This is a genomic window from Streptomyces sp. 8N114, assembly GCF_052245835.1.
GTDB lineage: Bacteria > Actinomycetota > Actinomycetes > Streptomycetales > Streptomycetaceae > Streptomyces.
In genome coordinates this window covers 123,790-148,659 of record NZ_JBQQBT010000016.1, presented here as the reverse complement: position 1 = coordinate 148,659, position 24,870 = coordinate 123,790, and the positions used below count along the sequence as shown (strand labels likewise).

Here is a 24,870-nt window from a genome sequence, read left to right as displayed (position 1 = left end):
GGGGGGAGGGGGGGTGACAACAACCCGGCCCGCACCCGGCAACGGCGCCGCACCAGGGCTACGCGGCCTCCGTCACCTCTGCGCGGCGAACAAAGCGGACAAGCGGCTCCCCCCGCCGGAGGCTCAGCACCGGGCGCAGCCCGGCGAGGCGGGCGAGCACCAAGCCGACAGCGACGGCCGCGACGGCGGAGATGACGCCCCCGGCGACAAATCCGATACGCGCGCCCCAGGTGTCGGTGATCCAGCCCATGAGGGGGCCGCCGATCGGGGTGCCGCCGACGAAGACCATCATGAACAGGCTCATCACCCTGCCCCGCATCGCCGGGTCGGAGGCGAGCTGGACGCTGGAGTTGGCGGTGACGTTGAACGTCAGACCCGCCAGCCCGATCGGCGCCATGAGCGCGGCGAACAGCCAGTACGAGGGCGAGAGTGCGGCGAAGATCTCCAGTACGCCGAAGACCAGCGCGGCGCCGACCATCAGCCGCATCCGCGACTGTCCGCGCCGGGCTGCAAGCAGTGCGCCGGCCACCGAGCCGACGGCCATCAGGAAGTTGAGGGTGCCGTAGGTGCCGGCGCCCGCGTCGAAGACGTCGCTGGTGAAGGCCGTCAGCCAGATGGGGAAGTTGAAGCCGAAGGTGCCGATGAAGCCGACCAGCACGATCGGCCACAGCAGCTCGGGGTGCCCACCCACGTAGCGCAGCCCCTCGCGCAGCTGGCCCTTGCCGCGCTCCACCCGCTTGCTGGTGTGCAGTTCGGAGGTACGCATCAGCAGCAGGCCGATCAGGGGTGCACCGAAGGACAGGCCGTTGATCAGGAACGCCCAGCCGCCGCCCACCGCGGATATCAGTACGCCTGCGACGGCCGGACCGACCAGCCGGGCGCTCTGGAAGTTCGCGGAGTTGAGCGAGACGGCGTTGCGTATCTGCGCCGGACCGACCATCTCCGAGACGAAGGTCTGCCGGGTCGGGTTGTCCACCACGGTGGCCAGACCGAGCGCGAAGGCGAGCGCATAGACGTGCGCGACCTGCACGTTTCCGCTCAGCGTGAGCGCTGCCAGCACCAGGCCGATGATGCCCATGGCCGACTGGGTGACGAAGAGCAGCTTGCGCTTGGGGCAGCGGTCGGCGATGACGCCGCCGTACAGCCCGAACAGCAGCATGGGAAGGAATTGGAGCGCCGTGGTGATGCCGACGGCGGTGGAGGAGCCGGTGAGGCTGTGCACCAGCCAGTCCTGGGCGATGCGCTGCATCCAGGTACCGGTGTTGGAGACGACCTGCCCCATCGCGAAGAGGCGGTAGTTGCGGATCTTCAGGGAGCTGAACATGGAGGGCTTGGCGGCGGCGCCGGACCCGGTGTCCTGGCCGGTCGGCCGCTGACCCTGCGGCCCCTGGTCGTGTGGCTTGTTGTCGTCGGCTATGGATGGTGCGGGTGCGGAGTGTGCTCCGTGGCCCGTACTCAAAGCGGCGTCGCCTCCTGTTCCGGTTCGTGCTCCTTACAGATGTGCCAGCTTCTCCAGCACCGGTGCGGCGGCGCGCAGCGTCGCCCACTCGTCCTCGTCCAGCTCCTGGACCAGCTCGGTCAGCCAGGCGTTCCGCTTCTCGCGGGCCGCGGCCAGCATGGATTCGGCCTGTTCGGTCTGGGTGACCACCTTCTGCCGGCGGTCCTCGGGGTGTGCGTCCAGCCGCACCAGCCCCTTGGCCTCCAGCATCGCGACGATGCGCGTCATCGACGGCGGCTGCACATGCTCCTTGCGGGCCAGCTCGCTGGGGGTGGCGGAGCCGCAGCGGGCAAGGGTGCCGAGCACGGACATCTCCGTGGGGCTCAGCGACTCGTCGACGCGCTGGTGCTTCAGCCGCCGGGAGAGGCGCATCACTGCGGCACGGAGCGCGTTGACGGCTTCCTTGTCGAGCTCGGCGAGGTCCTGGTCACCTGCGCCGGCCTCGCCGACCGGCTCGAACGGGTCGAGCCCGCCGAGCGCACCCGGTGGGGGTCCGTCCGCGAACCGCGGAGCGGGGAGCTGTTCCGACATAATCCTTAGGGTAACTCATTACCCGGCCTAAAGACCACTGCGTTCACCTGGCAGTGGCTCACACGTACGAGTGAGTCAGGAGACGTTCGCCGGACAGCGGGCGGGGTGGGTTCGGGACCGTTGTCGTATGAACAGCCTGACTCCGCCGTGCGACAACGACCATCACGAGCAGCCCGAGTCGCAGGTGCTCAGCCTGCGGATAGAGGCCGCCCTCTTCGAGCGGCTGAACGGCCACGCCGCCAAACGTGGAATGAGCGTCCAGGACTATGTGGTCCGGACGCTGGTTCGCGACGACTTCGACGAGCGCTTCAAGGCGTCCGTCGAGCGGACCGAGCAGTTCTACGGCCGCTCGGCCACCCAGGGCACTACTTGACGCCGAGCAGCTGCTCGATCGGGTTCAGCAGGAAATAGACGAGGAAGCACAGCCCGACCACGTTCAGCAGCCAGGGGGTCTCCCGTGCCCGCCCGGCCGCGGCCCGCAGCACGATGAAGGCGATCACGCCCATGCCGATGCCATTGGTGATGCTGTAGGTGAAGGGCATCGAGACGATGGTGAGAAAGGCCGGGATGGCGACGGTGGAGTCGCCCCAGTCGATCTCCCGCACGTTCGACGCCATGATCAGGAACCCGACGACCAGCAGCGCGGGGGTTGCCGCCTGGGAGGGCACGACCTTCGCGAGGGGGGTGAAGATCAGGGCGAGCAGGAAGAGCCCGCCGGTCAGCACATTGGCCAGGCCGGTGCGCGCGCCCTCGCCGACACCGGCGGTGGACTCCACGAAGCAGGTGTTGGCCGAGCAGGAGCCGACCCCGCCGGCCGCCACCCCGACGCCGTCCAGGAACAGGATGCGGCCCATCCGTGGCAGCTGGCCGTGCGCCTGGTCGTCGGCGAGCCCGCTCTCCTCGCCCACGCCGATGATCGTGCCCATCGCGTCGAAGAAGCCCGACAGCAGCACCGTGAAGACGAACAGACAGCCGGTCAGCCACCCCACCTCGTGGAAGCCGCCGAACAGACTGATGTCGCCGATCAGCCCGAAGTCCGGGCTGCCCACCACCGAGTCCGGCACCTCGGGCACCGACAGGCCCCAGGAGGCGTCGGGGATCTCGGCCACGGCGTTGATCACGATGGCGACGACGGCCGTGACCACGATGCCGATGAGGATGGCGCCCCGTGTCTTCCGCACCGTCAGCACGTACATCAGCACCAGCCCGAGCACGAACACCAGCACGGGCCAGCCCTGGAGCCGGCCGTCCACTCCGAGGCCGAGCGGGACGCTGGTGTGCGCCTTGTCCGGGTTGCGGGTGACGAACCCCGAGTCGACCAGGCCGATCAGCGAGATGAACAGGCCGATGCCGATGGCGATGGCACGGCGCAGCCCGTTGGGGATGGCGTCCATCACCCGCTGCCGCAGACCCGAGGCGACCAGGATCATCAGCACGATCCCGGCGAGCACCACCATGCCCATGGCGTCGGGCCAGCTCATCCTGGGGGCGAGCTGGAGCGCGACGACGGCGTTGATGCCCAGGCCGGCGGCGAGCGCGATGGGCACATTGCCGATGACGCCCATCAGCAGAGTGGTGAGCCCGGCCATCAGCGCGGTGGCCGTCACCAGCTGACCGTTGTCGAGGTGGTGGTGGAACTTGTCCTCGCCCGCTCCGAGGATGATCGGGTTCAGCACGATGATGTAGGCCATCGCGAAGAACGTGGCCAGTCCGCCCCTGAGCTCCCGGCTCACGGTCGAGCCGCGCTCCGAGATCTGGAAAAAGCGGTCCAGTACGGACGGGGAAGCGGGCGGGGCCCCCTGCGGGGCTCCCTCGGAATCGACCGGGCCGGCCGAAGCGGACATGCGTGACCTCGGAGATGTGCGGGGCGTACGTACGGATACGTACGAGGACGTGCGGGCTCAGACGGCGGTGGCTGAGCGACTGGATCAGCTTGGGCCATCTTCCCCCGAGCTCTTCGAGCAGGGGGTGCCCCCAGAAAAACCGGCCATATCCAGCCCGGGTCAGTATGAGCAACCGAACGGGGTGATCGCCAACTCCGCCCGCAGCTCATCGGCACCGCCTCGCTAGGCTGGAGCCGGGGAAAGGTCACAGACGAGGGAGCCGGCGATGAGCCTCATGGACAGATGGACCAGCGGGGAGCGCGAGGCGCCCGAGCCGCTGGAGGGCAACGTCGTCGCCACCGTCATCACCGGCACGCTGGTCTGGCTCGTCCTGCTTCTGGTCCAACTCCCCTTCTACGACTGGTTCGCCGACCACGGTCACACCTGGTGGCTGTGGACCTGCGCGGCGGGCGCGGCCCTGGGCTGCGTAGGCATCTGGTACGTCAGAGCGCGGGACAAGGCGATCAAGCAAGCGCAGGGGGACTGACCAGGCGGCGGCCGACCGCTGCTCGGCTCCGGCGCAGCGCACGCGCCCACGGCGTGCAACCCCCGACGGAGGCGCAGCCGCCCCGTACCGTCGAAACATGACAAACACGGGCGGAGGTCTCACCGGCGCCGAGGTGTCCGAACGGATCGCGCGCGGTGAGGTCAACGACGTTCCCCCGCGCAACAGCAGATCCGCCGCCGACATCATCCGCGCGAACGTCTTCACCCGGTTCAACGCGATCATCGGCGTACTGTTCCTGATCATTCTCGTGGTCGGTCCGATCCAGGACGGCCTCTTCGGCTTCGTGATCATCGCCAACACGGGCATCGGCATCGTCCAGGAGCTGCGTGCCAAGCGGACCCTGGACAACCTGGCCGTCATCGGGGAGGCCCGCCCCCGGGTGCGGCGGGACGGCCGCAGCGTCGAGGTCCCCACCGACCGCATCGTCCTCGGCGACCTGGTGGAGCTGCGGCCCGGCGACAAGTGCGTGGTCGACGGCGAGGTCGCGGAGGCCGACAGCCTGGAGGTGGACGAGTCACTGCTGACCGGCGAGGCCGAACCGGTCCTCAAACACCCCGGCGACCAGCTGATGTCCGGCAGCTTCGTGGTCGCCGGCAGCGGCGCCTTCACCGCGACCAAGGTGGGCCGAGAGGCGTATGCGGCCCGGCTCACCGAGGAGGCCAGCCGGTTCTCCCTCGTCCACTCCGAGCTGCGCGGCGGCATCAGCCGGCTGCTGAAGTACATCACCTGGATGATGCTCCCGGCCGCGGTCGGCCTGGTGCTCAGTCAACTCGTGGTCGAGAACAACGACTTCGACGAGGCGGTGCGCCGGATGGTGGCGGGCATCGTGCCGATGGTGCCGGAGGGGCTGGTGCTGCTGACCTCGGTGGCCTTCGCCATCGGCGTCATCCGGCTGGGCCGCAAGCACTGCCTCGTCCAGGAGCTGCCCGCCATCGAGGGCCTGGCGCGGGTGAACGTCGTCTGCCTGGACAAGACCGGCACCCTGACCCAGGGCGGTATGGACGTCACCGAGGTACGGCCGCTGGACGGGGCCGACGAGGCGCGCGTCGCCCAGGTGCTGCGGGCCTTCGGTGCCGCCGAGCCGAACCCGAACGCCAGCCTTCAGGCCATCGTCGAGGCGTATCCGCCGATGCCGGACGGCACCGGCCGCTGGCAGCCCACCGACACACTGCCCTTCTCCTCGGCCCGCAAATACAGCGGTGCCGCCTTCGCCGAGCCGGACGGCGAGCACAGCGCCTGGCTGCTGGGCGCGCCCGATGTGCTGCTCGCGGAGGGCGACCCGGTGCTCGCCGACGTGGACCGGCTGGACCGGGAGGGGCTGCGGGTGCTGCTGCTGGCCCGGGCGGCGGGCCGGCTCGACGGAGACGGCAGGGAGGGCGGCGCCGCGCACGGTGCACGGCCCACGGCGCTCGTCGTCCTCGAACAGCGGCTGCGCCCGGACGCCGCCGAGACGCTGGGCTACTTCGCCGAGCAGAACGTACGGGCGAAGGTGATCTCCGGCGACAACGCGGTCTCCGTGGGCGCCGTGGCCGCCAGGCTGGAGCTGCCCGGCGCCGAACACCCCGTGGACGCCCGCGAACTGCCGGCGGCCGAGGAGGAGCGCGCCCGGCAGGTGGCCGAGGCCACGGTCTTCGGCCGCGTCACCCCGCAGCAGAAGCGGGAGATGGTGGGCGCGCTCCAGTCGTCCGGGCACACCGTGGCGATGACCGGCGACGGCGTCAACGACGTACTCGCGCTCAAGGACGCCGACATCGGCGTGTGCATGGGGTCGGGCTCCGAGGCGACCAAGGCCGTCGCGCAGATCGTGCTGCTGGACAACAGCTTCGCGACGCTGCCGTCGGTGGTCGCCGAGGGCCGCCGGGTCATCGGCAACATCGAGCGGGTCGCCACCCTGTTCCTGACCAAGACCGTCTACTCGGTGCTGCTGGCGCTGCTGGTCGTCTGCTGGCAGGTGCCCTACCCCTTCCTGCCCCGCCATCTGACACTGCTGTCCTCGCTCACCATCGGCGTCCCGGCCTTCTTCCTGGCGCTGGCGCCCAACCGGGAGCGCGCCAGGCCGCACTTCGTACGGCGCGTGCTGCACTACGCCCTGCCGTGCGGGCTCATCGCGGGCGCCGCCACCTTCGGTACGTATCTGCTGGCGCGGCACCACTACAGCGGGCCCGGTTCGCTGACCGCCGAGACCAGTGCGGCGACGCTGACCCTGTTCCTGATCGCGATGTGGGTGCTGGCCATCGTGGCGCGGCCCTACACCTGGTGGCGGGTGGGGCTGGTGCTGGCGATGGGGGCGGGGTTCCTGGCGGTGCTGGCCGCACCGCCGCTCCAGCACTTCTTCGCGCTGAAGCTGGCCGGCGCGGTGCTGCCGTGGACGGCGGTGGCGGTCGCGGCCGGGGCAGGCGTACTGCTGGAGATCGCGTGGCACCGGGCGGCCGGGAAGCTCCCCGCGTAGCTTCCCGGCCACGTGCCTCGCCCATGGGAGGCGCTTTCGTAAGTCGCTTCCGTAGCCGCTTCCCGAGTCGCTTCCGGGAGCGCCTGCGGAATGTTTACGGCGCGCTGTCGGCCAGCTCGGTGCGGCCCTGGGCGCGGGCGCAGTGCGCACAGCAGTAGTAGTGGCCCTTCGACTCCATGCCGTGCCCCAGGATGCGGCAGCCGCAGTTCTCGCACACGGGCGCCATCTTGTGGGCCGCACATTCCAGGCAGTCGAAGACGTGCACCTGCCCCGCGGCGCGGACCTCGAAGGTGTGGGGGTAGTCGTTGTCGCAGACCTCGCAGACGGGCATGGACTCTCCTTGGATCGGGTGCTGAGCCAGCACGGATCGGGTGCTGAGCGAGCACATCGTTACCCCGCGCGCCCCGGCCCGGACCCCGCCTCAGCCAGCCGGGCGCACCCGTTGGAGGGGCAGCTCCCGAGAATTCAAGCCCCGTAATTCTGGAAATTATCTGCCGGACAATTGAACTGAACCATCGGAAAGAAAAGCCAAGTTGAAAATCTACGCGCGATGCGGCAAGAATTCGCGACACCGATTCCATGATTCCCCCGAGGAGAATTAAGATGTCCCGCTCCCGTACTGCGGTCCTAGCCGCCGCAGCCCTCTCGATCGCCCTCGCGGTCACCGGCTGCGGTCCGGACGACACCGGCGACGGGGGCGGCGACGCCTCGGCCGCCGACTCCGCTCCCGAGGCCAAGCTGGCGCACAAGGTGCCGATGGCCAAGGTGTCCGACCTGGCCCACGCCAAAGGGATGTGGCTGACCGACAAGAATTTCGCCAAGGCCGATCTGAAGAAGATCGTCGGCTATCCGGTCGAAGGCGGAAAGCCCACCTGGACGGTCCCCCTGACCGGCGAGACCTGCTGGACATCCCCCGAGCCGACGAAGGACGGCCTGATAGCCGTCATCTATCAGGACAGCGAGGAACTCTGCAAGAACGTCGGCGTCGTCGATCTGAACCAGGGCAAGATGCGCTGGCACCGGCAGGCGATGGAGGACGGCTCCGCCGAGATGTTCGACGAGGTGGCCATCGGCAACGGCACCGTCGCGGCATCCGGCACCAACGTCAGCGCGGGCTGGACCATCGGCGGCAAGCCGCTGTGGGCCCCGTCGTCCGACGAACGCTGCCCGGCCGACGGGTACGCCGGAAGCGAGACCAAGCTCATTGCGGTCCGCGACTGTGGCACGACCAACCATCCCAAGCTCAAGGTGCAGACCATCAACCCCCGCACCCGGGCCGCCACCTCCACCCTCGCGCTGCCGGCGGGGTCGGAGAACGCAGTCGTGGTCTCCGCCGACCCGCTGGTGCTGGCTGTCGACGACGGCAAGGCACAGGGCGGCTCCGGCGTCTCGAAGTTCCTGTCCGTGGACGACCGCGCAGCACGCGGCCGGGTGCTTGCCACCATGCCGGTCAAGGGCGGGAAGTACGGCAAGTACAACGTGGACTGCCCGGCCACCAATTCGACCGACTGCCAGAACGTCGCGGTCAGCAAGCAGGCCAACGCCCTGTACGTGGGTACGGACAAGCCGCTGAAGGCCGACTCGGATGCGGACAACGACCTGGTGGCGCTCGACCTGCGGACGGGCAAGCAGAAGGGGCACGTCGAGGGCTCCGACGTCGGCGAGATGTGGCCGATCGGGCTCGACAAGAGCGGCAACGTGCTGGCATACAACCAGGCCGACACCCTCAACGAACAGGGCGGCGGGGTGTGGCAGATCGACCCCCGCAGCATGAAGAAGAAGCAGCTCATGCAGAACGCGGGCTCCGCCAGTGAGACGGAGGAAGCGTTCGAGATCGGCGACTCCCGTGAGCTGTACTCCGCGGGGCGGCTGTACCTGGGCCAGGACGATGTGAGCGAGCGCGCCACGAACGGGCCCAACCCGTTGGTCGCGATCTACAGCACGAAGGGCTGACGCTGTCATCGTCCGGTAAGCACCTGCCCCTGCCCGATGTTTGCGGTCTGCGGGTGCGTACGAATACAGCCCCCGCTCCCCTTTGGGGCGCGCCCCTTACGGAGCGTCGAACCAGCGGGCGGCGGCCAGTTCCGCCGCCCGCGCAGGGTCCTCCAGCAGCGCTGTGACCTCGAAGCGGCGCGGCCAGGCACCGGCCGACCAGGCGAGCGCCGAGGCCAGGCCCTCCAGGGTGGCGGCGTGCAGGGTGCCGTCGGGGGTGCGGCGCCAGTCCAGGTCGACCCCGCCGATCCGCAGCTCCTCGTGCTCGCGGTAGTGGTCCGGGGCGCCCGGCAGCAGCTCCCGCACCACGGCGGGCACCGCACGCTCGGTGCCCGCCGACCCGGGCACCAGATGGGCGACCGCCTCGCTCGCCCGCCGTACCTCCAGCAGGCCGGCCAGCTCGTCGGCGTACGGCGGAGCCACCGGCAGCAGCGCTCGGCCCGCCACCAGGGGGAGGGCGTCAGGGGAGTCGGCGACCAGCGCCTCGGCCGCGTCCACCACGACCGTCGTCCCCTCCCGCACCGCGCGCAGCTCGTCGGGCAGCGTGACCTCGGCGGGATCGAGCCCGGCGGTGGCCAGCAGGGTGTGGAGGCCGTGCAGTTGGGCGGGGTCGACCGGGAGCTCCGGGTCGGCCAGCCTGCTCAGCAGCTCGGCGGGACCGCCAGGCTCCGCGAGCAGTGCGGCGGCCGTCGTACGGACGCCGAGCGCGCGCAGCACCCGCTCGTCGGTGACCTCTCCCGGGTCGGCCTCCTCGTACAGGCCACGCAGCAGCGGGTCGCCCCCGGCCGCGCGCAGTCCCGCAGGACGGCGGCCGTCCAGCACCGGGTGGCCGCGCAGCCACCAGGCGGTATAGGGGCGTACGTCGGTGACCGTGCCGTCGCCCAGCCGCACCCGTACCGGCGCGGTCAGCGCGTCCCGCAGCGGCGGGCGCGCCAGCATCGCCAGGGCCTCGGGCCAGTGCGCGTCGTCGACCAGGTCGAGATCGCGTACTGCCACCAGCTCCACCGCGACGGGCGGCACGGAGCCTGCGGCATCGTCGGTGTGGCCGTCGACTTCCAGCTGGTCCAGTACGTCCTCGCACCACACGTCCACCGAGTCCAGCAGACCGGGGTCGTCGGGCTCGGGGTAGTCGCCGTCCCGGGGCTCGAAGCCGTCCGGGTCGAGCACCACGTCCTCGGCGCGGACCAGCGCGAAGTCCGTCTGCACGCCGACAGCCGTCAGCGGCTGCTCGCCCCAGCGTTCGGCCAGCTGCGGATCGCACATGGCCAGTTCGCCCTCGCGCAGTACGCGCGCGAACGGGGAGCCCGGGTAGACCAGTTCGGCGGCGGGCGTCGGCTCCCCGTCCTCGTCGGGCAGCGCCAGGGCGCCGAGCCACGGCTCGTCGCCGGGCGCGAGGTGCGCGTCCCGGACGAGGCCGAGGACGGTGTCGATCAGCTCGTCGGGGTCCGGAGCGGCACCGTCCACGCCGTCGTCCCACGCCTCCTCGGCGTCCAGCGACGCGGCGACCGCGGCGCGCACCTGCGGGGTCGTCAGCACGGCACGCGAGGTGGCGGGGGTGGCGCCCAGCCTCTCCAGCAGCGGATGTACGGCGTCCGGATGAGCGGCCTTCAGCCCGAGGCGGACAAGCTGGTCGGGCGCAGCGGCACCGTCCGGCAGCGGCAGCAGCACATGCCGCGGCCCGACCGCGGTCCGGCCGTCGGCCAGCGGCACCGGCAGCCCGGTCAGCCGTTCGGGGTCGACGCCCGCGAGGGAGTCGTACAGCCGCCACCACCAGCCCGGCTCCCGCTCGACGCCGGTGAGCCGGTCCACGGCCTCGCCAAGCGGGACGCGGGGCACCTCCAGCACGCGCAGCTCGGTGCGGCGCTCCAGCCCGGCGGGCAGCAGGCCCGGGAAGAGTTCGGCCAGCACATCGACGGTCGCGGCCCCCGCACCCTCGACGATCTCGGCGTCGCGCGGCCGGAGCGCGTACGGCTCCTCGGCAGCGCCCTCTGCCTGGCTCCCGGTGACCGCGCTCGCCAGGAACGGGACGTCCGGGAGCCGTTCCAGCACCAGGGCGCGCAGCTCGGCGTCGAGTTCGCCGGCCCCGAGCGGGCCGGGCACCAGATCGACAGTGCTGGTGGCCACCGGCCGCCAGTCACGCAGCAGCGCGGCGTAGGCGTCGGCGGCGCGGGCCAGCAGAAAACGGGCCAGCGGCCCCGGCGCCACATGGCGCCGGGTGGGCTCCAGCGGGAAGGAGGCCAGCAGCAGCGCGGGGAAGCCCAGCGGCTCGTCGGTGGGTGTCGGCGCGTGCAGAGACGCGGCGGTACGCGGCTTGGTGGGGGCGCCCTCGTCGTCCACCGGTACCGCCCACGTCACCGACCAGGTGGGCCGGGACCGCTCCTCGACCGGCCGGTCGGCGAGCAGCTCCGGCTCGGCGATACCGCTGTCGCCCGCCAGCCGCCACCGGGTGGTGCCCGTCGCGGAGTCCTCGATCCGCACATACGGGCCCTCCTCGTGCCGGGTGAGGGTGCGGGCCGGGCCTTCGCCGGTGTCGATGACGACCTCGGTGAGGCCGGGCAGCGCGAGCAGCAGCGCGTCGTCCACGGCCGCCAGCAGCCGCCGCGTCAGCGATTCCGCCGCCTCGTCGCGCAGCGGGAGCAGTACGGCGGTGTCGTAGCCGGACGGCACGACGGACTCCTCGTACGGCGCCGGAAGCGGCAGCCGCAGCAGCGGTACGTGCCCCTCACGCCGGTCGAGCTCTTCCGCGAGCTCGGGGCTGGCGGCGGCGGCCTGCCGGGTCAGCTCGCGCGCCTCGGCCAGCGACCAGCGCACACCGTCACCCCCCGAGGTGGTGACGGCGGGCTCGTCGGTGACGGCCAGCACCGCGGAGAAGCCGACGCCGAACCGGCCCACTGCGCCCTGGTCGGCCTCGGCGCGCTTGGCGGAGGCGCGCAGCGTGGACAGCGACTCGACGCCCGCGGCGTCCAGCGGCTCCCCCGTGTTGGCGACGGTCAGCGTGGAGCCGGCGAGGGTGAGCCGGAGCCGCCCTGCCACGCCCGCGCGGGCCGCGGCATCCGAGGCGTTCTGTGCCAGCTCCACCACCAGCCGGTCGCGGTAGCCGCCCAGCGCCAGGTCCTGCTCGGCGTTGGCGTCCTCACGGAAACGCGCGCCGGCCGCCTTCCAGGCCTCCAGCACACTGTGCCGCAATCGCTCGGTCCCGAACGTGTCCCTCACGCCACCGGCCTCCTCGACGCTCGTATGCCGTCCTCCCCTTGGCCCCCGTTGCCACGGCGAGAGGGAAGGTTACGGCACGGCGGGACGGAGCCGTCCCGCGGCGTCATCCCGACCCGACCAGGGCGTGTCCGGTGGACCTTGCGCACCCGGCACAGGGGGACGCGCCCCGAAGGGGCGCGGGGCTGTGTTCATATGCGGCTCCGCCGCGTGGGCGCGACAAGCCACAGCGCGAGCCGCAGCCTGCGGCGGCCGGGCAGGGGCACCCCGAGCGTCAGTCCGCCTCGAACGGATCCGCGACGGTCTCGTCGATCACCGGCGGCGGAGGCTGAGGCGTACGCGGCATGACCGCGGCCTCCGAGTGGCCGCCACAGCCGAAGGCGAGGGAGACGACGTGGCCGTCGGCGGGGCTGTACTCGTTGGCGCACACCCCGAACGCCTGCCGCAGCGAGCCCGCGAGCGGCACCAGGAAGCCACAGCTCACACAGCTGGCCGGGGCCGCCTGGGCCATCGGCGTCTTGGGCCCGTGCGTCTCCTCCCAGCGGTCGGCAGCGGCATGCAGCCCGTACCGGGAGAGCACCCGGGGCCGCCCCATGCCCAGCTCCTCGGCGACGGCGCCGATGGCGGCGCGGGAGGGGCCCCGTGCCTCGGGCTGCTGCTCGGCGACGGCCGAATCGGGCGGCGGCGCCTCCGCACCGGAGTAGCCCGGCTCCAGCCGCAGGTCGTCGGCGTCGGTCGGCAGCAGATCGCCGGGGCCCAGGTCGCCGGGGCGCAGCCGCTCGCTCCAGGGCACCCACTCGGGGGCCAGCAGCGCGTCGGGGCCCGGCACCAGTACGGACTCGTCGACGGTGACGTTCTTGGCACGGGAGGCCCGCGCGACGGTCACCGCCCAGCGCCAGCCCCGGTACCCGGGCTCGTTCGCCTCGAAGAAGTGGGTGACCACACGGTCCGCGTGGGCGTCGGCGACGGCTTCGAGCCACGCGCCGACAGTGCCGGGCGCGGCCGCTTCCTCGGCCGCGGCCCGGGCCAGCTCGACGGCCTCGGCACACAGTCTGTCGGGGGCGCGCCGGCTCCGCGCGCCACGGCTCGTACTCCGCGTCGCGGCACTCATGCAGCACTCACAAGAATCGTCTCTCCTACGCCGTCGCGCCGTTGTCGGCGTGCGCTGCCCGTACGGCCACGAGTGGAGGGGCGGGGTCGGGGACGGAGCGGGACCGGGTGGCCGCTGCGACGTCCGCGCCCGCGCTCAAAGGCCATACGGTGCGCACCGTTCACCCACGCTACCCCACGGGGTCACCCGAGGAATCCGCAGCCAGCCGTCCTCGCCCGCCCGGACGCGGAGACGGGGACGCGGAGAGGGAACTGAACGGCGTGTTTCGGGGCACACTGACGGCGTGCCTGTCGACAAGCCCGGCAAACACAGCAAACTCCGCGGTGTGGGACGCGCCGCGGCTGCGCTGCGCCGCCCGCCTGTCGCACTGGGCCGCCGCATCCGCCGGGCCACGCACGCGGAGGGCGCGGGCGAGTCCGGGCTCGGCAAGCTGATCGAACTGCACGCCGTCAACTCGGCGGGCGACATGCTCATCACGGTGGCGCTCGCCTCCACCGTCTTCTTCTCCGTCCCCACCGGGGAGGCCCGCGGCCGGGTCGCGCTGTACCTGGCCGTGACGATGGCGCCGTTCGCGATCCTGGCGCCCGTGATCGGCCCGCTGCTGGACCGCATCCCGCACGGGCGGCGCGCCGCGATGGCCGCCGCGATGCTGGCCCGCGCGCTGCTCGCGCTGACCATGTCGGGCGCCGTGGCGACGGGCGGGCTGGAGCTGTACCCGGCGGCGCTGGGGGTGCTGGTCTCCTCCAAGGCGTACGGAGTGGTCCGCTCCGCCGTGGTGCCGCGCCTGCTGCCGCCGCGGATCTCGCTGGTCAAGGCCAACTCCCGGGTCACCCTCGCCGGGCTGCTGGCCACCGGTGCCGCCGCACCCGCCGGAGCCGGACTGCATCTGCTGGGTGAGGAGTGGCCGCTGTACGGGGCTTTCGCGGTCTTCCTCGTGGGGACGTTCCTCTCCTTCTCCCTCGACCACAAGGTCGACTCTGCCAAGGGCGAGCGCCCGGCGCGGCTGGCCCCGGTCTCGCCGGTGCTGCCCGTACCGGGGGTCGCGGCCCAGCAGGGTGCCCAACAGCAGGCCGAGCAGCAGCAGGGCCCCCGCCCGGGGCTGCGTACCGTCGGCGTCTCCGTGCTCAGCGCGCTGTTCGCGAACTCCGCGCTGCGCGGGCTCTCCGGTTTTCTCACCTTCTTCCTCGCCTTCCTGCTGCGCGAGCACCCCTTCCACGGGATGGGGGCCGCCGTCTCGCTGGGCCTGGCCGGGGTGGCGGCGGGCGCCGGCAACGCGCTGGGCACCGCGATCGGCGCCTGGCTGCGGGCCCGCGGCCCGGAGGTGATCATCATCTGCGTGCTGTTCTGTGCCCTCGGTGTGACGCTCGCCGCCGCGCTGCTGTACGGCACCGTCACGGTCACGGCTGTCGCCGCCACCGCCGGGATCGTGCAGGCCCTCGGCAAGCTGTCGCTGGACGCGCTCATCCAGCGCGACGTCCCCGAGGAGGTACGCACCTCCGCCTTCGCGCGGTCCGAGACGCTGATGCAGATGTCCTGGGTCGTCGGTGGCGCCCTCGCCATGGCGCTGCCGCTGATCGGCCGGCTGGGCATGGCGGTCGCCGCCGCCGTGGTGGCCGCGGGAGTGCTCACCGCCGTACGCGGACTGCTGGGCGCCGCCCGCCGGGGCACGCCCCACCCCCGGGCCGCGTAACCGCTCCGCGGGGGGGGCCGCGCCCCGTAAGGGGCGCGGGGAACTGCGCGACAAGCCACAACAAACCCGCAGTCCGCGAGGCTCGGGCAGGGGCACCCCCTTACCGGACAACCCCGTGCCAGGTACGCGAGATCCGCCGGACACGCCGTAGGCACCCCGCACCCCCGCGTCGCACAGCGGTGCGGGCCCGATAACCTGCCCGCATGAGCAAGCTCGCGCGGCAGGGCCGCATGTCGTCACAGTCGCGGCGGGGCGTGCGCACCGCCACCGCCCTCGGTGCCGCCTCGCTCGGCCTCGTCGCCCTCTCGGCGTGCGAGCAGCCGTCCCCCGTGGTGACCGCGACGGTGGGCGGGGACTCGGTGTCCACCGAGGCCGCCTGCTACGACGACGGGAAGGCCATCCCGCAGGACGAGGTGCGCAAGTGCCTCGGCAAGAAGGCCGACAAGACGATCTCCGTCGGTACGGGCGACAAGCTGCGGCTCGGCGTCGACCCGAAGACGGCCGAGGATGGCTGGCTCGTTCTCGTCGACGGCAAGCCCGCGCTCCCCGAGCCGATGAAGAAGACCTACTACTCGTTCCCGGGCGAGGTCTTCTTCCAGGAGGAGTCGGCGCCCGGACAGCAGCCCTCGGCCCCGAAGAAGAGCGTCCAGCTGACCATCGTGCAGACCCACGGCGGTGACTTCAACGGCATCTGGCACGTCAACCTGAAGAACACCGCAGGCGAGTAGCCCGCCACCGCTCAGTCAGGAGGCGCTCCGGTGTTGTCGGCGTACAGGCGGGTGCTGGTGGTCACTGCGGTCCCCGCAGAACGCGAGGCCGTCCTCGCCGCCACCGGCCACCGCGCCCCGCACCTCGAAGTGATCGCCGGCGGCGTGGGCCCGGCCGCCGCCGCCGCGGCGACCGCCACAGCACTGGTGACCGCAGCGCACGAGGGCAACCCCTACGACCTGGTGGTGGTCACCGGTATCGGCGGCGGCTTCGCGGTGAACGGCGTCGGCGCGGGCGACACCGTTGTCGCGGACCGGATCGTCGCCGCCGACCTGGGCGCCGAGACCCCGACCGGTTTCACCTCCGTCGCGGAGCTGGGCTTCGGCACCGCCGAGCACCTCCCGCCGTCCCGGCTCGTACGGGAAGCGGCCGAGGCGACCGGCGCCCGCACGGGCCCGGTGCTGAGCGTCTCCACGACCACCGGCTCCCAGGAGCGCGCCGAGCAACTGCTGGCGCGCCATCCGGCCGCGGCCGCAGAGGCGATGGAGGGCTTCGGCGTCGCGGAGGCCGCGGCAGCGCACGCGGCGGCACACGGCGCCCAGCTGCCGGTCCTGGAAGTGCGTACCGTCTCCAACGCCGTCGGCCCGAGGGACCGGGCGGCCTGGCGCATTCCGGAAGCGCTGGCCGCCCTGACGACCGCCTTCGGCAAGCTGGTCTCCTAGCCGCACAGAAGGACTCCCTCATGGACACGAACGCCATAGCAGCACCGCTCTCCATCGCCTACTCGCCCTGCCCCAACGACACGTTCGTCTTCGACGCGTGGGCGCACGGACGGGTGCCCGACGCGGCTCCGCCCGAGGTGACGTTCGCGGACATCGATCTCACCAACGGCATGGCCGAACGCGGCGAGCTGGACGTACTGAAGGTGTCGTACGCCGTACTGCCGTGGGTGCTGGAGGAGTACGCGCTGCTGCCGTGCGGCGGGGCGCTGGGCCGGGGCTGCGGGCCGCTGGTGCTCACCCGGGAAGCGGGCGAGCCCACGGCACTGACCGGCAAGCGCGTGGCGGTGCCGAGCGAGCGTTCGACCGCGTATCTGCTGTTCCGGCTGTGGGCCGCCGCCGAGGTGCCCGGCGAGGTGGGCGAGATCGTGGTGCTGCCGTTCCACGAGATCATGCCCGCGGTACGGGACGGCGCGGTGGACGCCGGACTCGTCATCCACGAGGCCCGGTTCATTTACCAGGAGTACGGGCTGCACAGCCTCGCCGACATGGGTGAGCACTGGGAGGCCACGACGGGGCTGCCGATCCCGCTGGGCGCGATCGTCGCGAAGCGGTCGCTCGGAGCGAGGGCGCTCCGAGCGCTGGCCGACACCATCAGCGCCTCCGTGCGGATGGCGTGGCAGGACCCGTCCGTCTCGAAGCCGTATGTGCTGGAGCACGCCCAGGAGATGGACCCCGCGGTGGCCGAGCAGCACATCGCCCTGTACGTCAACGAGTTCACCGCGGGGCTGGGCGCGGACGGTTATGCCGCCGTCCGCGGGTTGCTCGGCCGCGCCGCGGATGAGGGGCTCGTGCCGCCTCTCGCCCCTGAGGCGCTCGCTTTTCCGTGAGCGTCTGCCCGCGGCTCGCGGCGGAGTTCCGCCGTGGGGCTTCGCGGATCAGCCGTCTGCGGGTCCGTCGTGGCCGTTCGCGCAGTTCCCCGCGCCCCTTCGGGGCGCCCCTTTGAGGGGCGCCCCGCCCTCAGACGTCCAACTGGTCGGCGACCGCGCGGAGCATGCCTGCGATCTTGCGGCCGTGCTGCTTGTCGGGGTAGCGGCCGCGCTCCAGGGACTGGGAGACGCCGTCCAGCAGCGTCGTCAGGTCCTGCACGATGGAGGCCAGCTCGTCCGGCTTACGGCGCTGCGCTGCCGCAACGGACGGGGCCGGGTCCAGCAGCGTGACGGAGAGCGCCTGGTCGCCGCGCTGTCCGGCGACGACGCCGAACTCCACACGCTGGCCCGGCTTGAGCGCGTCAACGCCGTCCGGGAGCACCGACGAGTGCACGAAGACGTCACCGCCGTCGTCGCGGGAGAGAAAGCCGAAGCCCTTCTCGCTGTTGAACCACTTGACCTTGCCGGTAGGCACGTCTGTCCTCGTCCTCGTACTCGTCCGGATACACCGGGCTGCGGCTGCTGGAAACTGGCTGACTCTGCTGCGCCGGGGCGGGGGAGGCCCCGAGACTTCTCCTCGAACCCCGACCCCCGATCCCCCGGAATAGCAGTCGGGCGGGCCGCATGACCCGCCACCACCAAGGTTAATGGCCCGGGGCGCCGTGGCAAGGTGCCACCGAGGGCGGGTGCCGTCGGTGATTCCCTCCCCGGACGGTCTCCGGGCGGCCCGAGTGCCCACTGAGGGAGCACTCGACCCCGGATCTACCCTGTGTGGGTGAACACTGAAACTCCGTCCGCCGGTGATCTTCTCGTACGTATCGGCGGGATCGTCTTTCTTCTCGGCGCGGTGGCCACACTGGCCACTGTCGCGCCGCTGTTCCTGGGCACCGACCCGTTCCCGGCTCCCGCGTACTTCGTCTGCATGCTGATGGGCCTCGGCTTCCTGCTGGCGGCCGCGGGCGTGGTACGGACGGCGATGGCCCAGCGGCGGCAGGCGGCACGCGAGGTCTGACCCCATGCCGGGTACGCGGACACAAGCTAGCCGCGCGTGAACTCGGCAAACCAGGACGGGAAGGCCGTCAGATCCGGCAGCACCACATCGGCGCCCGCCTCGGCCAGCGCAGCGTCGTCGCAGGGCCCGGTGGCGACCGCCACGGAGCTGGCGCCGGCCATCCGCGCGCCCCGTACGTCACCCACGTGGTCACCCACGTATGCGGTGGCACCGTGCGTGGTCAGCGCCTCCGCCTTGCCCTCGGCCCACAGTTCGCCGACCAGCACGTCGGGGGCGAGGCCGAGGTGGTCCAAGTGCAGCTTCGCGCTCGGCTGGTGCTTCGCGGTGACGACCAGCGTGCGCCCGCCCGCGGCCCGTACGGCGTCCAGCGCCTCGCGGGCGCCCGGCAGCGCGGTGGTCGGCTCGATGGCGTAGTCCGGGTACAGGGCGCGGTAGCGCTCGGCCATCGCCGGAATCTCCTCCTCCGGGAACCAGTACGCCATTTCCTGCACGAGCGGCGGGCCGAGCCGGGTGACGACCAGGTCCGCGTCGATGGGCACGCCCGTCTCCGCCGCCAGCCGCAGCCAGGTGGCGTGGATTCCGGGGCGGGAGTCGATCAGCGTCATATCGAGGTCGAAGCCGACGGTGGGACCGGACGGACTTCCCCCAGACGCCGACGCTGCAGGGGACGGTGCGCGCGAAACCATGCCGGTCATTGTGCCTGGCCGCACGCCTTACACTGTGGTCTGCCCTAGCACTTAGGTCTGCCTAACCTGACATCTCCGACCTGGTCAGCGCGAGCCGACCGCCCGAGAAAGGGACCGATGCCTGCCGCCCCCGCACCGCGTTCCACGCCCACCGGGGCGCCGACCGGAGCGCCGATCGAAGTGCCGGCCGGAGCGCCGGCCGACGGCAGCGGCCGTGCCGCGCCGGAGCGCCCCCGTCGGGCCGTCGCCCGCCGGCTGGCATGGCTGCTGGCGGGTGCCGTCGCACTGGCGCTGGCGGCCCTGCTGAGCCTCGCCCTCGGCAGCCGCACCGTCCCACCCTCCGCGGTCTGGGACGCGCTGCTGCACGGCGGGCACAGCAACTCCGCCGAGGTCGTCCGCACCTTGCGCGTGCCCCGCACCCTGGTCGGCGTCATGGTCGGCGCCGCGCTCGGTCTCGCGGGCACCGTCATGCAGGGCCTCACCCGCAACCCGATCGCCGAGCCCGGCATCCTCGGCGTCAGCCAGGGCGCCGGTGCCGGCGTCCTGTGCGCCATCGCGTTCGCCGGAGTGCATTCGCTGAGCGGCTATGTGTGGTTCGGCTTCGTGGGCGCCGGCGTCGCTGCGGTCGCCGTCTACGCCGTCGCCGCACGCGGGCGCGGCGGAGCGACGCCGGTGAAGCTCGCGCTGTCCGGCGCGGCCGTCAACGCCCTGCTCGTCGCCCTGGTCTCCGGCATCCTGACGACCCGCGCCGCGGCGCTGGACGAGTTCCGGTTCTGGCAGGTCGGCTCGCTCTCGGACCGGGACGCGACCATCGCCGGACAGGTGTGGCCGTTCCTGGTGGCGGGCGCCCTGCTGGTCTTCTCCGTAGCGAGGGGGCTGGACGCGCTCGCGCTGGGCGACGACATGGCGCGCGGGCTCGGACAGCGCGTCGCGGCCGTACGGATCGTCGGCGGGCTCGGTGCCACCGTGCTGACGGGCACCGGGGTCGCCGCGGCCGGGCCGATCGCCTTCGTCGGGCTCGCCGTTCCGCACATGGCGCGGGCCCTGGTGGGAACCGGCCACCGCTGGCTGCTGCCGATGGCGGCCCTCCTGGGCCCTGTCGTACTGCTGGTGTCCGATGTGGTGGGGCGGCTCGTGATGCCCCCAGGGGAGGTACCGGCAGGCGTGATGACCGCACTTGTAGGGGCGCCGTTCCTGGTGGCCCTGGTCCGACGGAGGGCGGTCGCCGCATGAGCGTCACCCTGTCCACAGGGGTGTGGACATGAGCACTCTCTCCACCCGGCACGCGCCGCCCACCCGGCCCGCCGGGTACGGCGTCGTACGGGCGCGCGGCACCTCGTGGCTGCTGCACCGCCGGGCCACTGTCGTGGCGGGCGCGCTGGCTGTCGCGCTGTTCGCCGCGGTCGTCGCCAACCTCACCCTCGGGGAGACCACCGTCCCGGTGACCGAGGTCGTCAAGGTCCTGTTCGGCCTGCCCTCCCCCGACGAACTGGTGGTGGGCACACTGCGCATGCCGCGGCTGACCGTCGGGCTGCTGGCGGGTGCCGCCCTCGGCGTCGCGGGCGCGCTCATCCAGACCGTCGCCCGCAACCCGCTCGCCAGCCCCGAGATCATCGGGGTCACGCACGGCGCTTCCGCGCTGACCGTCGGCGCGATGACGTTCGGCATCACCTCCTACGCCGCACTGCCGTACCTGTCCACCGCCGGTGGCCTGACCGCCGCCGCGCTGGTGTATCTGTTCGCCTGGCGCGGCAGTTCGCGCTCGGCCGGCTCGCGGCCGGGAGCGGGGCCCACCCGCTTCATCCTGATCGGCATCGGCATCTCGGTCGCACTGCGCTCACTCACCCAGCTGTTCCTCACCAAGGGCGACTACCTGGTGGCGCAGCAGGCGAAGGTGTGGATGACCGGCTCGCTGAACGGCCGCGGCTGGGACCAGGCGGCACCGCTGAGCGTGGCACTTCTGGTCATGCTGCCGTGCCTGGTGTGGTCGGCACGTGCCATGCGCACCGTGACGATGGACGACGACACGGCGACAGCGCTCGGCGTACGGCTGTCCCGCAACCGGCTGGTGCTCGCGGTCACCGGAGTCGTTCTCGCCTCCGTGGCGACGGGCGCGGCCGGACCCATCGATTTCGTGGCACTGCTGGCACCCCAGATCGCGCGCCGTCTGACACGTACCGCACAGATCCCGCTGCTGTCCTCCGCACTGCTGGGCGCCTTCGTGGTGACCCTGGGGGACCTGCTGGCGCGCAAGCTGTTCGCGCCGACGGAGCTGCCGGTCGGCGTGCTGACGGCGGCAGTCGGCGCCCCCTACCTGATCTGGCTGATCGTCCGTACCAGCGGCGGCCGTTCGCGCGGCAAGCGTGTGGGCATCAGTGGCCGTATGAAGAGGCACAAAGGGGCCGTCCGATGAACACCACCGTCACCAGCCGACTGGCCACACGCGGGCTGACGCTCGGCTACGAGGACCGCACCGTCGTCGACGGGCTGGATCTGGAGATACCGGACGGCGAGGTCACCGTCGTCGTCGGGCCGAACGCGTGCGGCAAGTCGACGACACTGCGCGCACTGGGCCGACTGCTGCGCCCCCGTGCCGGTGCCGTGCTGCTGGACGGCGAGGAGCTGGCACGCATTCCGACGCGCACCATCGCACAGTCCCTCGGGCTGCTGCCGCAGTCCCCGGTGGCGCCCGAGGCGATCACCGTCTCCGACCTCGTCGCGCGGGGACGGCAACCGCACCAGCGGTGGTGGCAGCAGTGGTCCACGGAGGACGAGCGGGCCATCACCGAGGCGATGGAGCGCACCGATGTCACCGCCCTGTCGGACCGTCCGGTGGATGAACTGTCGGGCGGCCAGCGGCAGCGCGTGTGGCTCGCGATGGCGCTCGCGCAGGAGACGGATCTGCTGCTGCTGGACGAACCAACCACATACCTGGACATCGCGCACCAGGTGGAGGTGCTGGACCTGGTACGGCAGCTCGCCGCGCCCACAGCCGACGGCGCGCGCGGACGCACCGTCGTGATGGTGCTGCACGACCTCAACCAGGCAGCCCGGTACGCCGATCACCTCGTCGCCATGAAGGACGGCCGCGTCGTCGCCCGGGGGCGGCCCGAGGAGATCGTCGACGCGGCGCTCGTACGCGAGGTGTTCGGGCTGGAGGCCGTCGTCGTGCCCTGCCCCGTCACCGGTGACCCGCTGGTCGTCCCCGGCGCGCCCTGGCAGCCGGAGACGCAGCCGCAGACCGAGCCACAGCCGCCGCAGCAGCGGGCCGACCCCACGGGCCTTGCGCAAGGCAAGTTCGAACCCTCGACAAGAAAGTAGGCCCCCTCGTGAAGGTCACCACAACCGCCGTGGGCACGGCGCTCGCCCTCGCCTCGTCTCTCGCCCTCTCCGGCTGCGGCTCCGACTCCTCCTCGGACAAGGGCGCCAAAGGCGGTACGCACACCGTGCAGACCGCCAACGGGCCGGTGAAGGTGCCCGACAACCCCAAGCGCGTCGTCGTACTGGACACGGCGGAGCTGGACTCGGCGATCACCTTGGGCGTCAAGCCGGTCGGCGCGACGACTGCGCAGCCCGGCAAGCCGTTCCTGAGCTACCTGCCCAAGGACAAGGTGAAGGGCATCGAGAACGTCGGCGTCATCGCGCAGCCCAGCATGGAGAAGCTCCTCTCCCAGAAGCCGGACCTGATCCTCACCAACAAGGAGCGGGACGCCAGCCGTTACGACGAGCTGTCGAAGATCGCGCCGACCGTGATGACGAAGACGACCGGATACCCCTGGAAGGAGAACTTCCAGGTGCACGCGGAAGCCCTCGGCAAGAAGGCCGAGGCGAAGAAGGTGCTGGCCGACTACACGGCCCGCACCAAGAAGGTCACCAAGGCGCTGGGCGGCAAGAAGAAGGCCGCCGGGATCGAGACCAGCGTCATCCGCTTCCAGGAGGGCGCGGACACCCGCATCTACGGCGAGAAGGCATACATCGCCACCCTCCTCGAGGACGTCGGCCTCTCGCGTCCGCCGGTCGCCGCGCGGGCCAAGGACTACGGCGGTCTCGCCATGGACGTCAGCCCGGAGCAGGTCGACAAGGGCGACGCCGACGTCGTCTTCTACACCTCCTACGGCGACCCGAAGAAGTCGGGCGAGATCAAGTCCGTCAAGAGCCCGCTGTGGAAGAACATGCGCGCGGTCAAGTCCGACCGTGCCTTCCACGTGGAGGACGAACTGTGGATCCAGGGCATCGGTTACACGGCTGCCGACAAGATCCTCGACGAGTTGGAGTCGGACCTGACGAAGTGAGGCCACGACCCCGCCCGCCGGGTGAGGCCGCCGGAATGCGGCCTCCTTGGTGGGCGGCTTACGAGGACGGGGACTTGCTGGCGCTGGTGACCTGGCAGGAATAGACCATCCGGTCGTTGGTGGAGTGCGAGACATCCACGGTGACGTTGCGGGTGCCGCCCGGGGAGACCGTAATGGTCTTGAAGCGGGTGCCGATGGTCCGGCTCGCGATCGAGGAGTCGGGCGACGAGCCGACCTTGAACGTGACGGTGATGCTGTACTGGAACGCCTGGTCGGTGGACGCGTTCTGGATCTGCAGGTCGTAGCTCATCTTGCCGAGCGAGCGGCTGTAGCGGCACTGCGAGCCGTCGACCTCACCGACCGCGCTGGGGTTGTACGTAGGCGGCGAGGAGGGCGTCGGCAGATCGCTGCTGCCGCTGCTGGAACCCCCGCTGTAGCTGCCGCCGCCCGAGCTGAGCCCGGGGGTGTTGCTGCTGCCCGGCGAGGGGATCGAGGGCCCACTGGGCGCCGTGGGCAGATCGTCGACGTCCCCCAGGCCGCCGAAGGCTTTGTCCTTCGGGTCGTCGGCACATCCGGAGAGGACGGCCGTTGCGGCAAGGACAAGACTCGTGGCGCCGATTGCCCGACGTATACGCATGTGATCCCCCCGTTGTGCGTGAGTGCTTGTACTGGAAAGCTAGTAGAGCTTGTACCGGAACACCGCGCCGAGGTCATGACAGTTGCCAGGTCATGACAGTCTCGAAGCACTGGACCGGCAGCGTAACCGACGCGGAACGTCTGCGGTTCGTGCCCCCGCGACGTCTTCCGCACCTGAGCACCTTCGGTACCTTGGGCGCTCAGATCTCGGCAAACGCTTCACACGCGTCGGCAGACGCTTCACATACGGGGGAACGATGAGCCAGCCCTGGCCGCCGCAGCAGCCCATGCAGCCCGCGCCGCCCATGCAACCGATGCCGCCCGCGCCGCCCATGGGGCCGGGCTATCCGTACCAGCCCGGCTTCCCGCCGCAGCGCCGTGGCAGCGGGGCGAAGGCGTTCCTGCTCGGCTGGCTCATCTCGGGCCTCGGCGCCTCCATGTTCGCCGGGCTGCTCCTCGCCAGCTACGAGGACCTGTCGAAGGTCGGGCTGCGGATCATGTACGTGGTCTTCGCGCTCGTACTCGCCCTGACCGTGGGCGCGGTGGCGGGCAAGATGGGCGGGCCCAACCCCGGCGCTTACGTCGCCCCCGCCCTGCTGGCCATGGCCGCCGTCTTCATGGGCGTCTGCAACGGCTTCGTGTTCGTCCTCCTCGACGCCGGAGGGAGCGAGGCGTTCGAAGCGATGATGGAGCACGAGCCCGGGGCTCCCGCCGAGTTCTGGTGGAAGGGCCTGAAGGGCGGCATCGCCCTCCTCGGACTCGCCGTCGCCGGCGGCGGCACCTTCGGCATGGCCAGCCTCACCGGCAAACGCAACCGCTGAAACCCCCGCCCCGAAAGGGGCGCGGGGAACTGCGCGCTCAACCTGGGGGTTCCTCCCTGCTCGAAGAGCTTGGGGGAGCACCGGCACCCGGCCACATCGCGAAGCCCCCACGGCGGGCTGCCGACGACCTGGCACCGGCCAGCGGGGTAGTGCTAGGTCCACCTCACAGTCGGGCCTTGGCACCATCGTGCCGAA

At 71.6% G+C, this 24,870-nt stretch carries 23 protein-coding genes; 14 read left to right on the top strand and 9 right to left on the bottom strand.

Features of this window, described 5'->3' with window-relative positions; all coding sequences use genetic code 11:
- Nucleotides 1–58: 58 nt before the first annotated feature.
- Both ACTWQF_RS27045 and ACTWQF_RS27040 read right to left on the bottom strand, forming a co-directional pair.
- Nucleotides 59–1,459, bottom strand: a complete 1,401-nt coding sequence (locus ACTWQF_RS27045) for an MFS transporter (RefSeq protein ID WP_443282299.1) — start codon at nt 1,457–1,459, stop codon at nt 59–61.
- A 33-nt stretch (nt 1,460–1,492) separates the two neighbouring features.
- Nucleotides 1,493–1,870, bottom strand: a complete 378-nt coding sequence (locus ACTWQF_RS27040) for a MarR family winged helix-turn-helix transcriptional regulator (RefSeq protein WP_229376035.1) — start codon at nt 1,868–1,870, stop codon at nt 1,493–1,495.
- A gap of 286 nt (nt 1,871–2,156) precedes the next feature.
- On the opposite strand from ACTWQF_RS27040, the gene ACTWQF_RS27035 reads away from it, so the two are divergent.
- A complete protein-coding gene (locus tag ACTWQF_RS27035) occupies nt 2,157–2,402 on the top strand; it encodes a hypothetical protein (RefSeq protein ID WP_443248212.1) in 246 nt (81 codons plus the stop codon).
- Here the strand turns inward: ACTWQF_RS27035 and ACTWQF_RS27030 are convergent.
- Nucleotides 2,395–3,873, bottom strand: a complete 1,479-nt coding sequence (locus tag ACTWQF_RS27030) for an NCS2 family permease (protein ID WP_443282298.1) — start codon at nt 3,871–3,873, stop codon at nt 2,395–2,397. The genes ACTWQF_RS27035 and ACTWQF_RS27030 overlap by 8 nt on opposite strands.
- 265 nt (nt 3,874–4,138) lie before the next feature.
- On the opposite strand from ACTWQF_RS27030, the gene ACTWQF_RS27025 reads away from it, so the two are divergent.
- Both ACTWQF_RS27025 and ACTWQF_RS27020 read left to right on the top strand, forming a co-directional pair.
- The gene (locus ACTWQF_RS27025; RefSeq protein ID WP_443282297.1) at nt 4,139–4,399 is read left to right on the top strand and encodes a DUF2530 domain-containing protein; all 261 of its coding nucleotides are present in this window, start codon (nt 4,139–4,141) and stop codon (nt 4,397–4,399) included.
- A gap of 97 nt (nt 4,400–4,496) precedes the next feature.
- Nucleotides 4,497–6,869, top strand: a complete 2,373-nt coding sequence (locus ACTWQF_RS27020) for an HAD-IC family P-type ATPase (protein ID WP_443282296.1) — start codon at nt 4,497–4,499, stop codon at nt 6,867–6,869.
- Between the two features lie 94 nt (nt 6,870–6,963).
- On the opposite strand, the gene ACTWQF_RS27015 is transcribed toward ACTWQF_RS27020, so the two are convergent.
- Nucleotides 6,964–7,200, bottom strand: a complete 237-nt coding sequence (locus ACTWQF_RS27015; RefSeq protein WP_443248208.1) for a hypothetical protein — start codon at nt 7,198–7,200, stop codon at nt 6,964–6,966.
- 272 nt (nt 7,201–7,472) lie between these two features.
- Between ACTWQF_RS27015 and ACTWQF_RS27010 the strand changes: the two genes are divergently transcribed.
- Complete coding sequence (locus ACTWQF_RS27010) at nt 7,473–8,822, top strand: hypothetical protein (protein ID WP_443282295.1); 1,350 nt, start codon at nt 7,473–7,475, stop codon at nt 8,820–8,822.
- Between the two features lie 96 nt (nt 8,823–8,918).
- On the opposite strand, the gene ACTWQF_RS27005 is transcribed toward ACTWQF_RS27010, so the two are convergent.
- Both ACTWQF_RS27005 and ACTWQF_RS27000 read right to left on the bottom strand, forming a co-directional pair.
- Nucleotides 8,919–12,074 carry a sacsin N-terminal ATP-binding-like domain-containing protein gene (locus tag ACTWQF_RS27005; RefSeq protein ID WP_443282294.1) on the bottom strand — a complete coding sequence of 1,052 codons (3,156 nt, stop codon included), beginning with the start codon at nt 12,072–12,074 and terminating at the stop codon, nt 8,919–8,921.
- 271 nt (nt 12,075–12,345) lie between these two features.
- Complete coding sequence (locus ACTWQF_RS27000; protein ID WP_443282293.1) at nt 12,346–13,182, bottom strand: DUF3027 domain-containing protein; 837 nt, start codon at nt 13,180–13,182, stop codon at nt 12,346–12,348.
- Between the two features lie 283 nt (nt 13,183–13,465).
- Here ACTWQF_RS27000 and ACTWQF_RS26995 point away from each other — a divergent pair, with 283 nt between their 5' ends.
- From ACTWQF_RS26995 to ACTWQF_RS26980, 4 genes are all read left to right on the top strand, one after another.
- The gene (locus ACTWQF_RS26995; RefSeq protein WP_443282292.1) at nt 13,466–14,872 is read left to right on the top strand and encodes an MFS transporter; all 1,407 of its coding nucleotides are present in this window, start codon (nt 13,466–13,468) and stop codon (nt 14,870–14,872) included.
- Between the two features lie 203 nt (nt 14,873–15,075).
- On the top strand, nt 15,076–15,600 hold the full coding sequence (locus ACTWQF_RS26990) for a DUF2771 domain-containing protein (RefSeq protein ID WP_443282291.1): 525 nt from the start codon (nt 15,076–15,078) through the stop codon (nt 15,598–15,600).
- Nucleotides 15,601–15,630: 30 nt separating this feature from the next.
- On the top strand, nt 15,631–16,302 hold the full coding sequence (locus tag ACTWQF_RS26985) for a futalosine hydrolase (RefSeq protein WP_443282290.1): 672 nt from the start codon (nt 15,631–15,633) through the stop codon (nt 16,300–16,302).
- A gap of 20 nt (nt 16,303–16,322) precedes the next feature.
- Nucleotides 16,323–17,189 (top strand): 1,4-dihydroxy-6-naphthoate synthase, encoded by an 867-nt coding sequence (locus ACTWQF_RS26980; protein ID WP_443282289.1) that lies wholly within the window; start codon nt 16,323–16,325, stop codon nt 17,187–17,189.
- Nucleotides 17,190–17,319: 130 nt separating this feature from the next.
- Here the strand turns inward: ACTWQF_RS26980 and ACTWQF_RS26975 are convergent, their stop codons facing one another.
- A complete protein-coding gene (locus tag ACTWQF_RS26975) occupies nt 17,320–17,703 on the bottom strand; it encodes a cold-shock protein (protein ID WP_099882193.1) in 384 nt (127 codons plus the stop codon).
- A gap of 300 nt (nt 17,704–18,003) precedes the next feature.
- Here ACTWQF_RS26975 and ACTWQF_RS26970 point away from each other — a divergent pair, with 300 nt between their 5' ends.
- Complete coding sequence (locus ACTWQF_RS26970) at nt 18,004–18,240, top strand: hypothetical protein (RefSeq protein ID WP_443282288.1); 237 nt, start codon at nt 18,004–18,006, stop codon at nt 18,238–18,240.
- Between the two features lie 26 nt (nt 18,241–18,266).
- Here ACTWQF_RS26970 and ACTWQF_RS26965 read toward each other — a convergent pair whose 3' ends face one another.
- The gene (locus tag ACTWQF_RS26965; protein ID WP_443282287.1) at nt 18,267–18,926 is read right to left on the bottom strand and encodes an HAD family hydrolase; all 660 of its coding nucleotides are present in this window, start codon (nt 18,924–18,926) and stop codon (nt 18,267–18,269) included.
- 117 nt (nt 18,927–19,043) lie between these two features.
- Between ACTWQF_RS26965 and ACTWQF_RS26960 the strand changes: the two genes are divergently transcribed.
- Genes ACTWQF_RS26960 through ACTWQF_RS26945 form a run of 4 tightly spaced genes read left to right on the top strand, consistent with a single transcriptional unit; the run spans nt 19,044 to nt 23,218 of the window.
- Nucleotides 19,044–20,159 (top strand): FecCD family ABC transporter permease, encoded by a 1,116-nt coding sequence (locus tag ACTWQF_RS26960; RefSeq protein WP_443282286.1) that lies wholly within the window; start codon nt 19,044–19,046, stop codon nt 20,157–20,159.
- Between the two features lie 28 nt (nt 20,160–20,187).
- Nucleotides 20,188–21,339 (top strand): FecCD family ABC transporter permease, encoded by a 1,152-nt coding sequence (locus ACTWQF_RS26955; RefSeq protein WP_443282285.1) that lies wholly within the window; start codon nt 20,188–20,190, stop codon nt 21,337–21,339.
- Entirely contained in the window at nt 21,336–22,247 is a 912-nt protein-coding gene (locus ACTWQF_RS26950) for an ABC transporter ATP-binding protein (RefSeq protein WP_443282284.1), read from the top strand. Before ACTWQF_RS26955 ends, ACTWQF_RS26950 begins: the two co-directional genes overlap by 4 nt.
- Before the next feature lie 8 nt (nt 22,248–22,255).
- The gene (locus tag ACTWQF_RS26945) at nt 22,256–23,218 is read left to right on the top strand and encodes an ABC transporter substrate-binding protein (RefSeq protein WP_443282283.1); all 963 of its coding nucleotides are present in this window, start codon (nt 22,256–22,258) and stop codon (nt 23,216–23,218) included.
- 58 nt (nt 23,219–23,276) lie between these two features.
- Here the strand turns inward: ACTWQF_RS26945 and ACTWQF_RS26940 are convergent, their stop codons facing one another.
- Nucleotides 23,277–23,855, bottom strand: a complete 579-nt coding sequence (locus ACTWQF_RS26940) for a hypothetical protein (protein ID WP_443282282.1) — start codon at nt 23,853–23,855, stop codon at nt 23,277–23,279.
- Nucleotides 23,856–24,111: 256 nt separating this feature from the next.
- Here ACTWQF_RS26940 and ACTWQF_RS26935 point away from each other — a divergent pair, with 256 nt between their 5' ends.
- The gene (locus tag ACTWQF_RS26935) at nt 24,112–24,675 is read left to right on the top strand and encodes a hypothetical protein (protein WP_443282281.1); all 564 of its coding nucleotides are present in this window, start codon (nt 24,112–24,114) and stop codon (nt 24,673–24,675) included.
- Nucleotides 24,676–24,870 lie beyond the last annotated feature (195 nt).

What these genes read in the sequence shown, in the direction of transcription:
- ACTWQF_RS26955 (WP_443282285.1), top strand. Translation starts at nt 20,188, where the DNA reads ATGAGCACTCTCTCCACCCGGCACGCGCCGCCCACCCGGCCCGCCGGG.
- ACTWQF_RS27025 (WP_443282297.1), top strand. Translation starts at nt 4,139, where the DNA reads ATGAGCCTCATGGACAGATGGACCAGCGGGGAGCGCGAGGCGCCCGAG.
- ACTWQF_RS27010 (WP_443282295.1), top strand. Translation starts at nt 7,473, where the DNA reads ATGTCCCGCTCCCGTACTGCGGTCCTAGCCGCCGCAGCCCTCTCGATC.
- ACTWQF_RS26960 (WP_443282286.1), top strand. Translation starts at nt 19,044, where the DNA reads ATGCCTGCCGCCCCCGCACCGCGTTCCACGCCCACCGGGGCGCCGACC.
- ACTWQF_RS27020 (WP_443282296.1), top strand. Translation starts at nt 4,497, where the DNA reads ATGACAAACACGGGCGGAGGTCTCACCGGCGCCGAGGTGTCCGAACGG.
- ACTWQF_RS26940 (WP_443282282.1), bottom strand. Translation starts at nt 23,855, where the DNA reads ATGCGTATACGTCGGGCAATCGGCGCCACGAGTCTTGTCCTTGCCGCA.
- ACTWQF_RS26935 (WP_443282281.1), top strand. Translation starts at nt 24,112, where the DNA reads ATGAGCCAGCCCTGGCCGCCGCAGCAGCCCATGCAGCCCGCGCCGCCC.
- ACTWQF_RS27040 (WP_229376035.1), bottom strand. Translation starts at nt 1,870, where the DNA reads ATGCGCCTCTCCCGGCGGCTGAAGCACCAGCGCGTCGACGAGTCGCTG.
- ACTWQF_RS26990 (WP_443282291.1), top strand. Translation starts at nt 15,076, where the DNA reads ATGAGCAAGCTCGCGCGGCAGGGCCGCATGTCGTCACAGTCGCGGCGG.
- ACTWQF_RS26950 (WP_443282284.1), top strand. Translation starts at nt 21,336, where the DNA reads ATGAACACCACCGTCACCAGCCGACTGGCCACACGCGGGCTGACGCTC.
- ACTWQF_RS26980 (WP_443282289.1), top strand. Translation starts at nt 16,323, where the DNA reads ATGGACACGAACGCCATAGCAGCACCGCTCTCCATCGCCTACTCGCCC.
- ACTWQF_RS27035 (WP_443248212.1), top strand. Translation starts at nt 2,157, where the DNA reads ATGAACAGCCTGACTCCGCCGTGCGACAACGACCATCACGAGCAGCCC.
- ACTWQF_RS26965 (WP_443282287.1), bottom strand. Translation starts at nt 18,926, where the DNA reads ATGGTTTCGCGCGCACCGTCCCCTGCAGCGTCGGCGTCTGGGGGAAGT.
- ACTWQF_RS27030 (WP_443282298.1), bottom strand. Translation starts at nt 3,873, where the DNA reads ATGTCCGCTTCGGCCGGCCCGGTCGATTCCGAGGGAGCCCCGCAGGGG.
- ACTWQF_RS27000 (WP_443282293.1), bottom strand. Translation starts at nt 13,182, where the DNA reads ATGAGTGCCGCGACGCGGAGTACGAGCCGTGGCGCGCGGAGCCGGCGC.
- ACTWQF_RS27015 (WP_443248208.1), bottom strand. Translation starts at nt 7,200, where the DNA reads ATGCCCGTCTGCGAGGTCTGCGACAACGACTACCCCCACACCTTCGAG.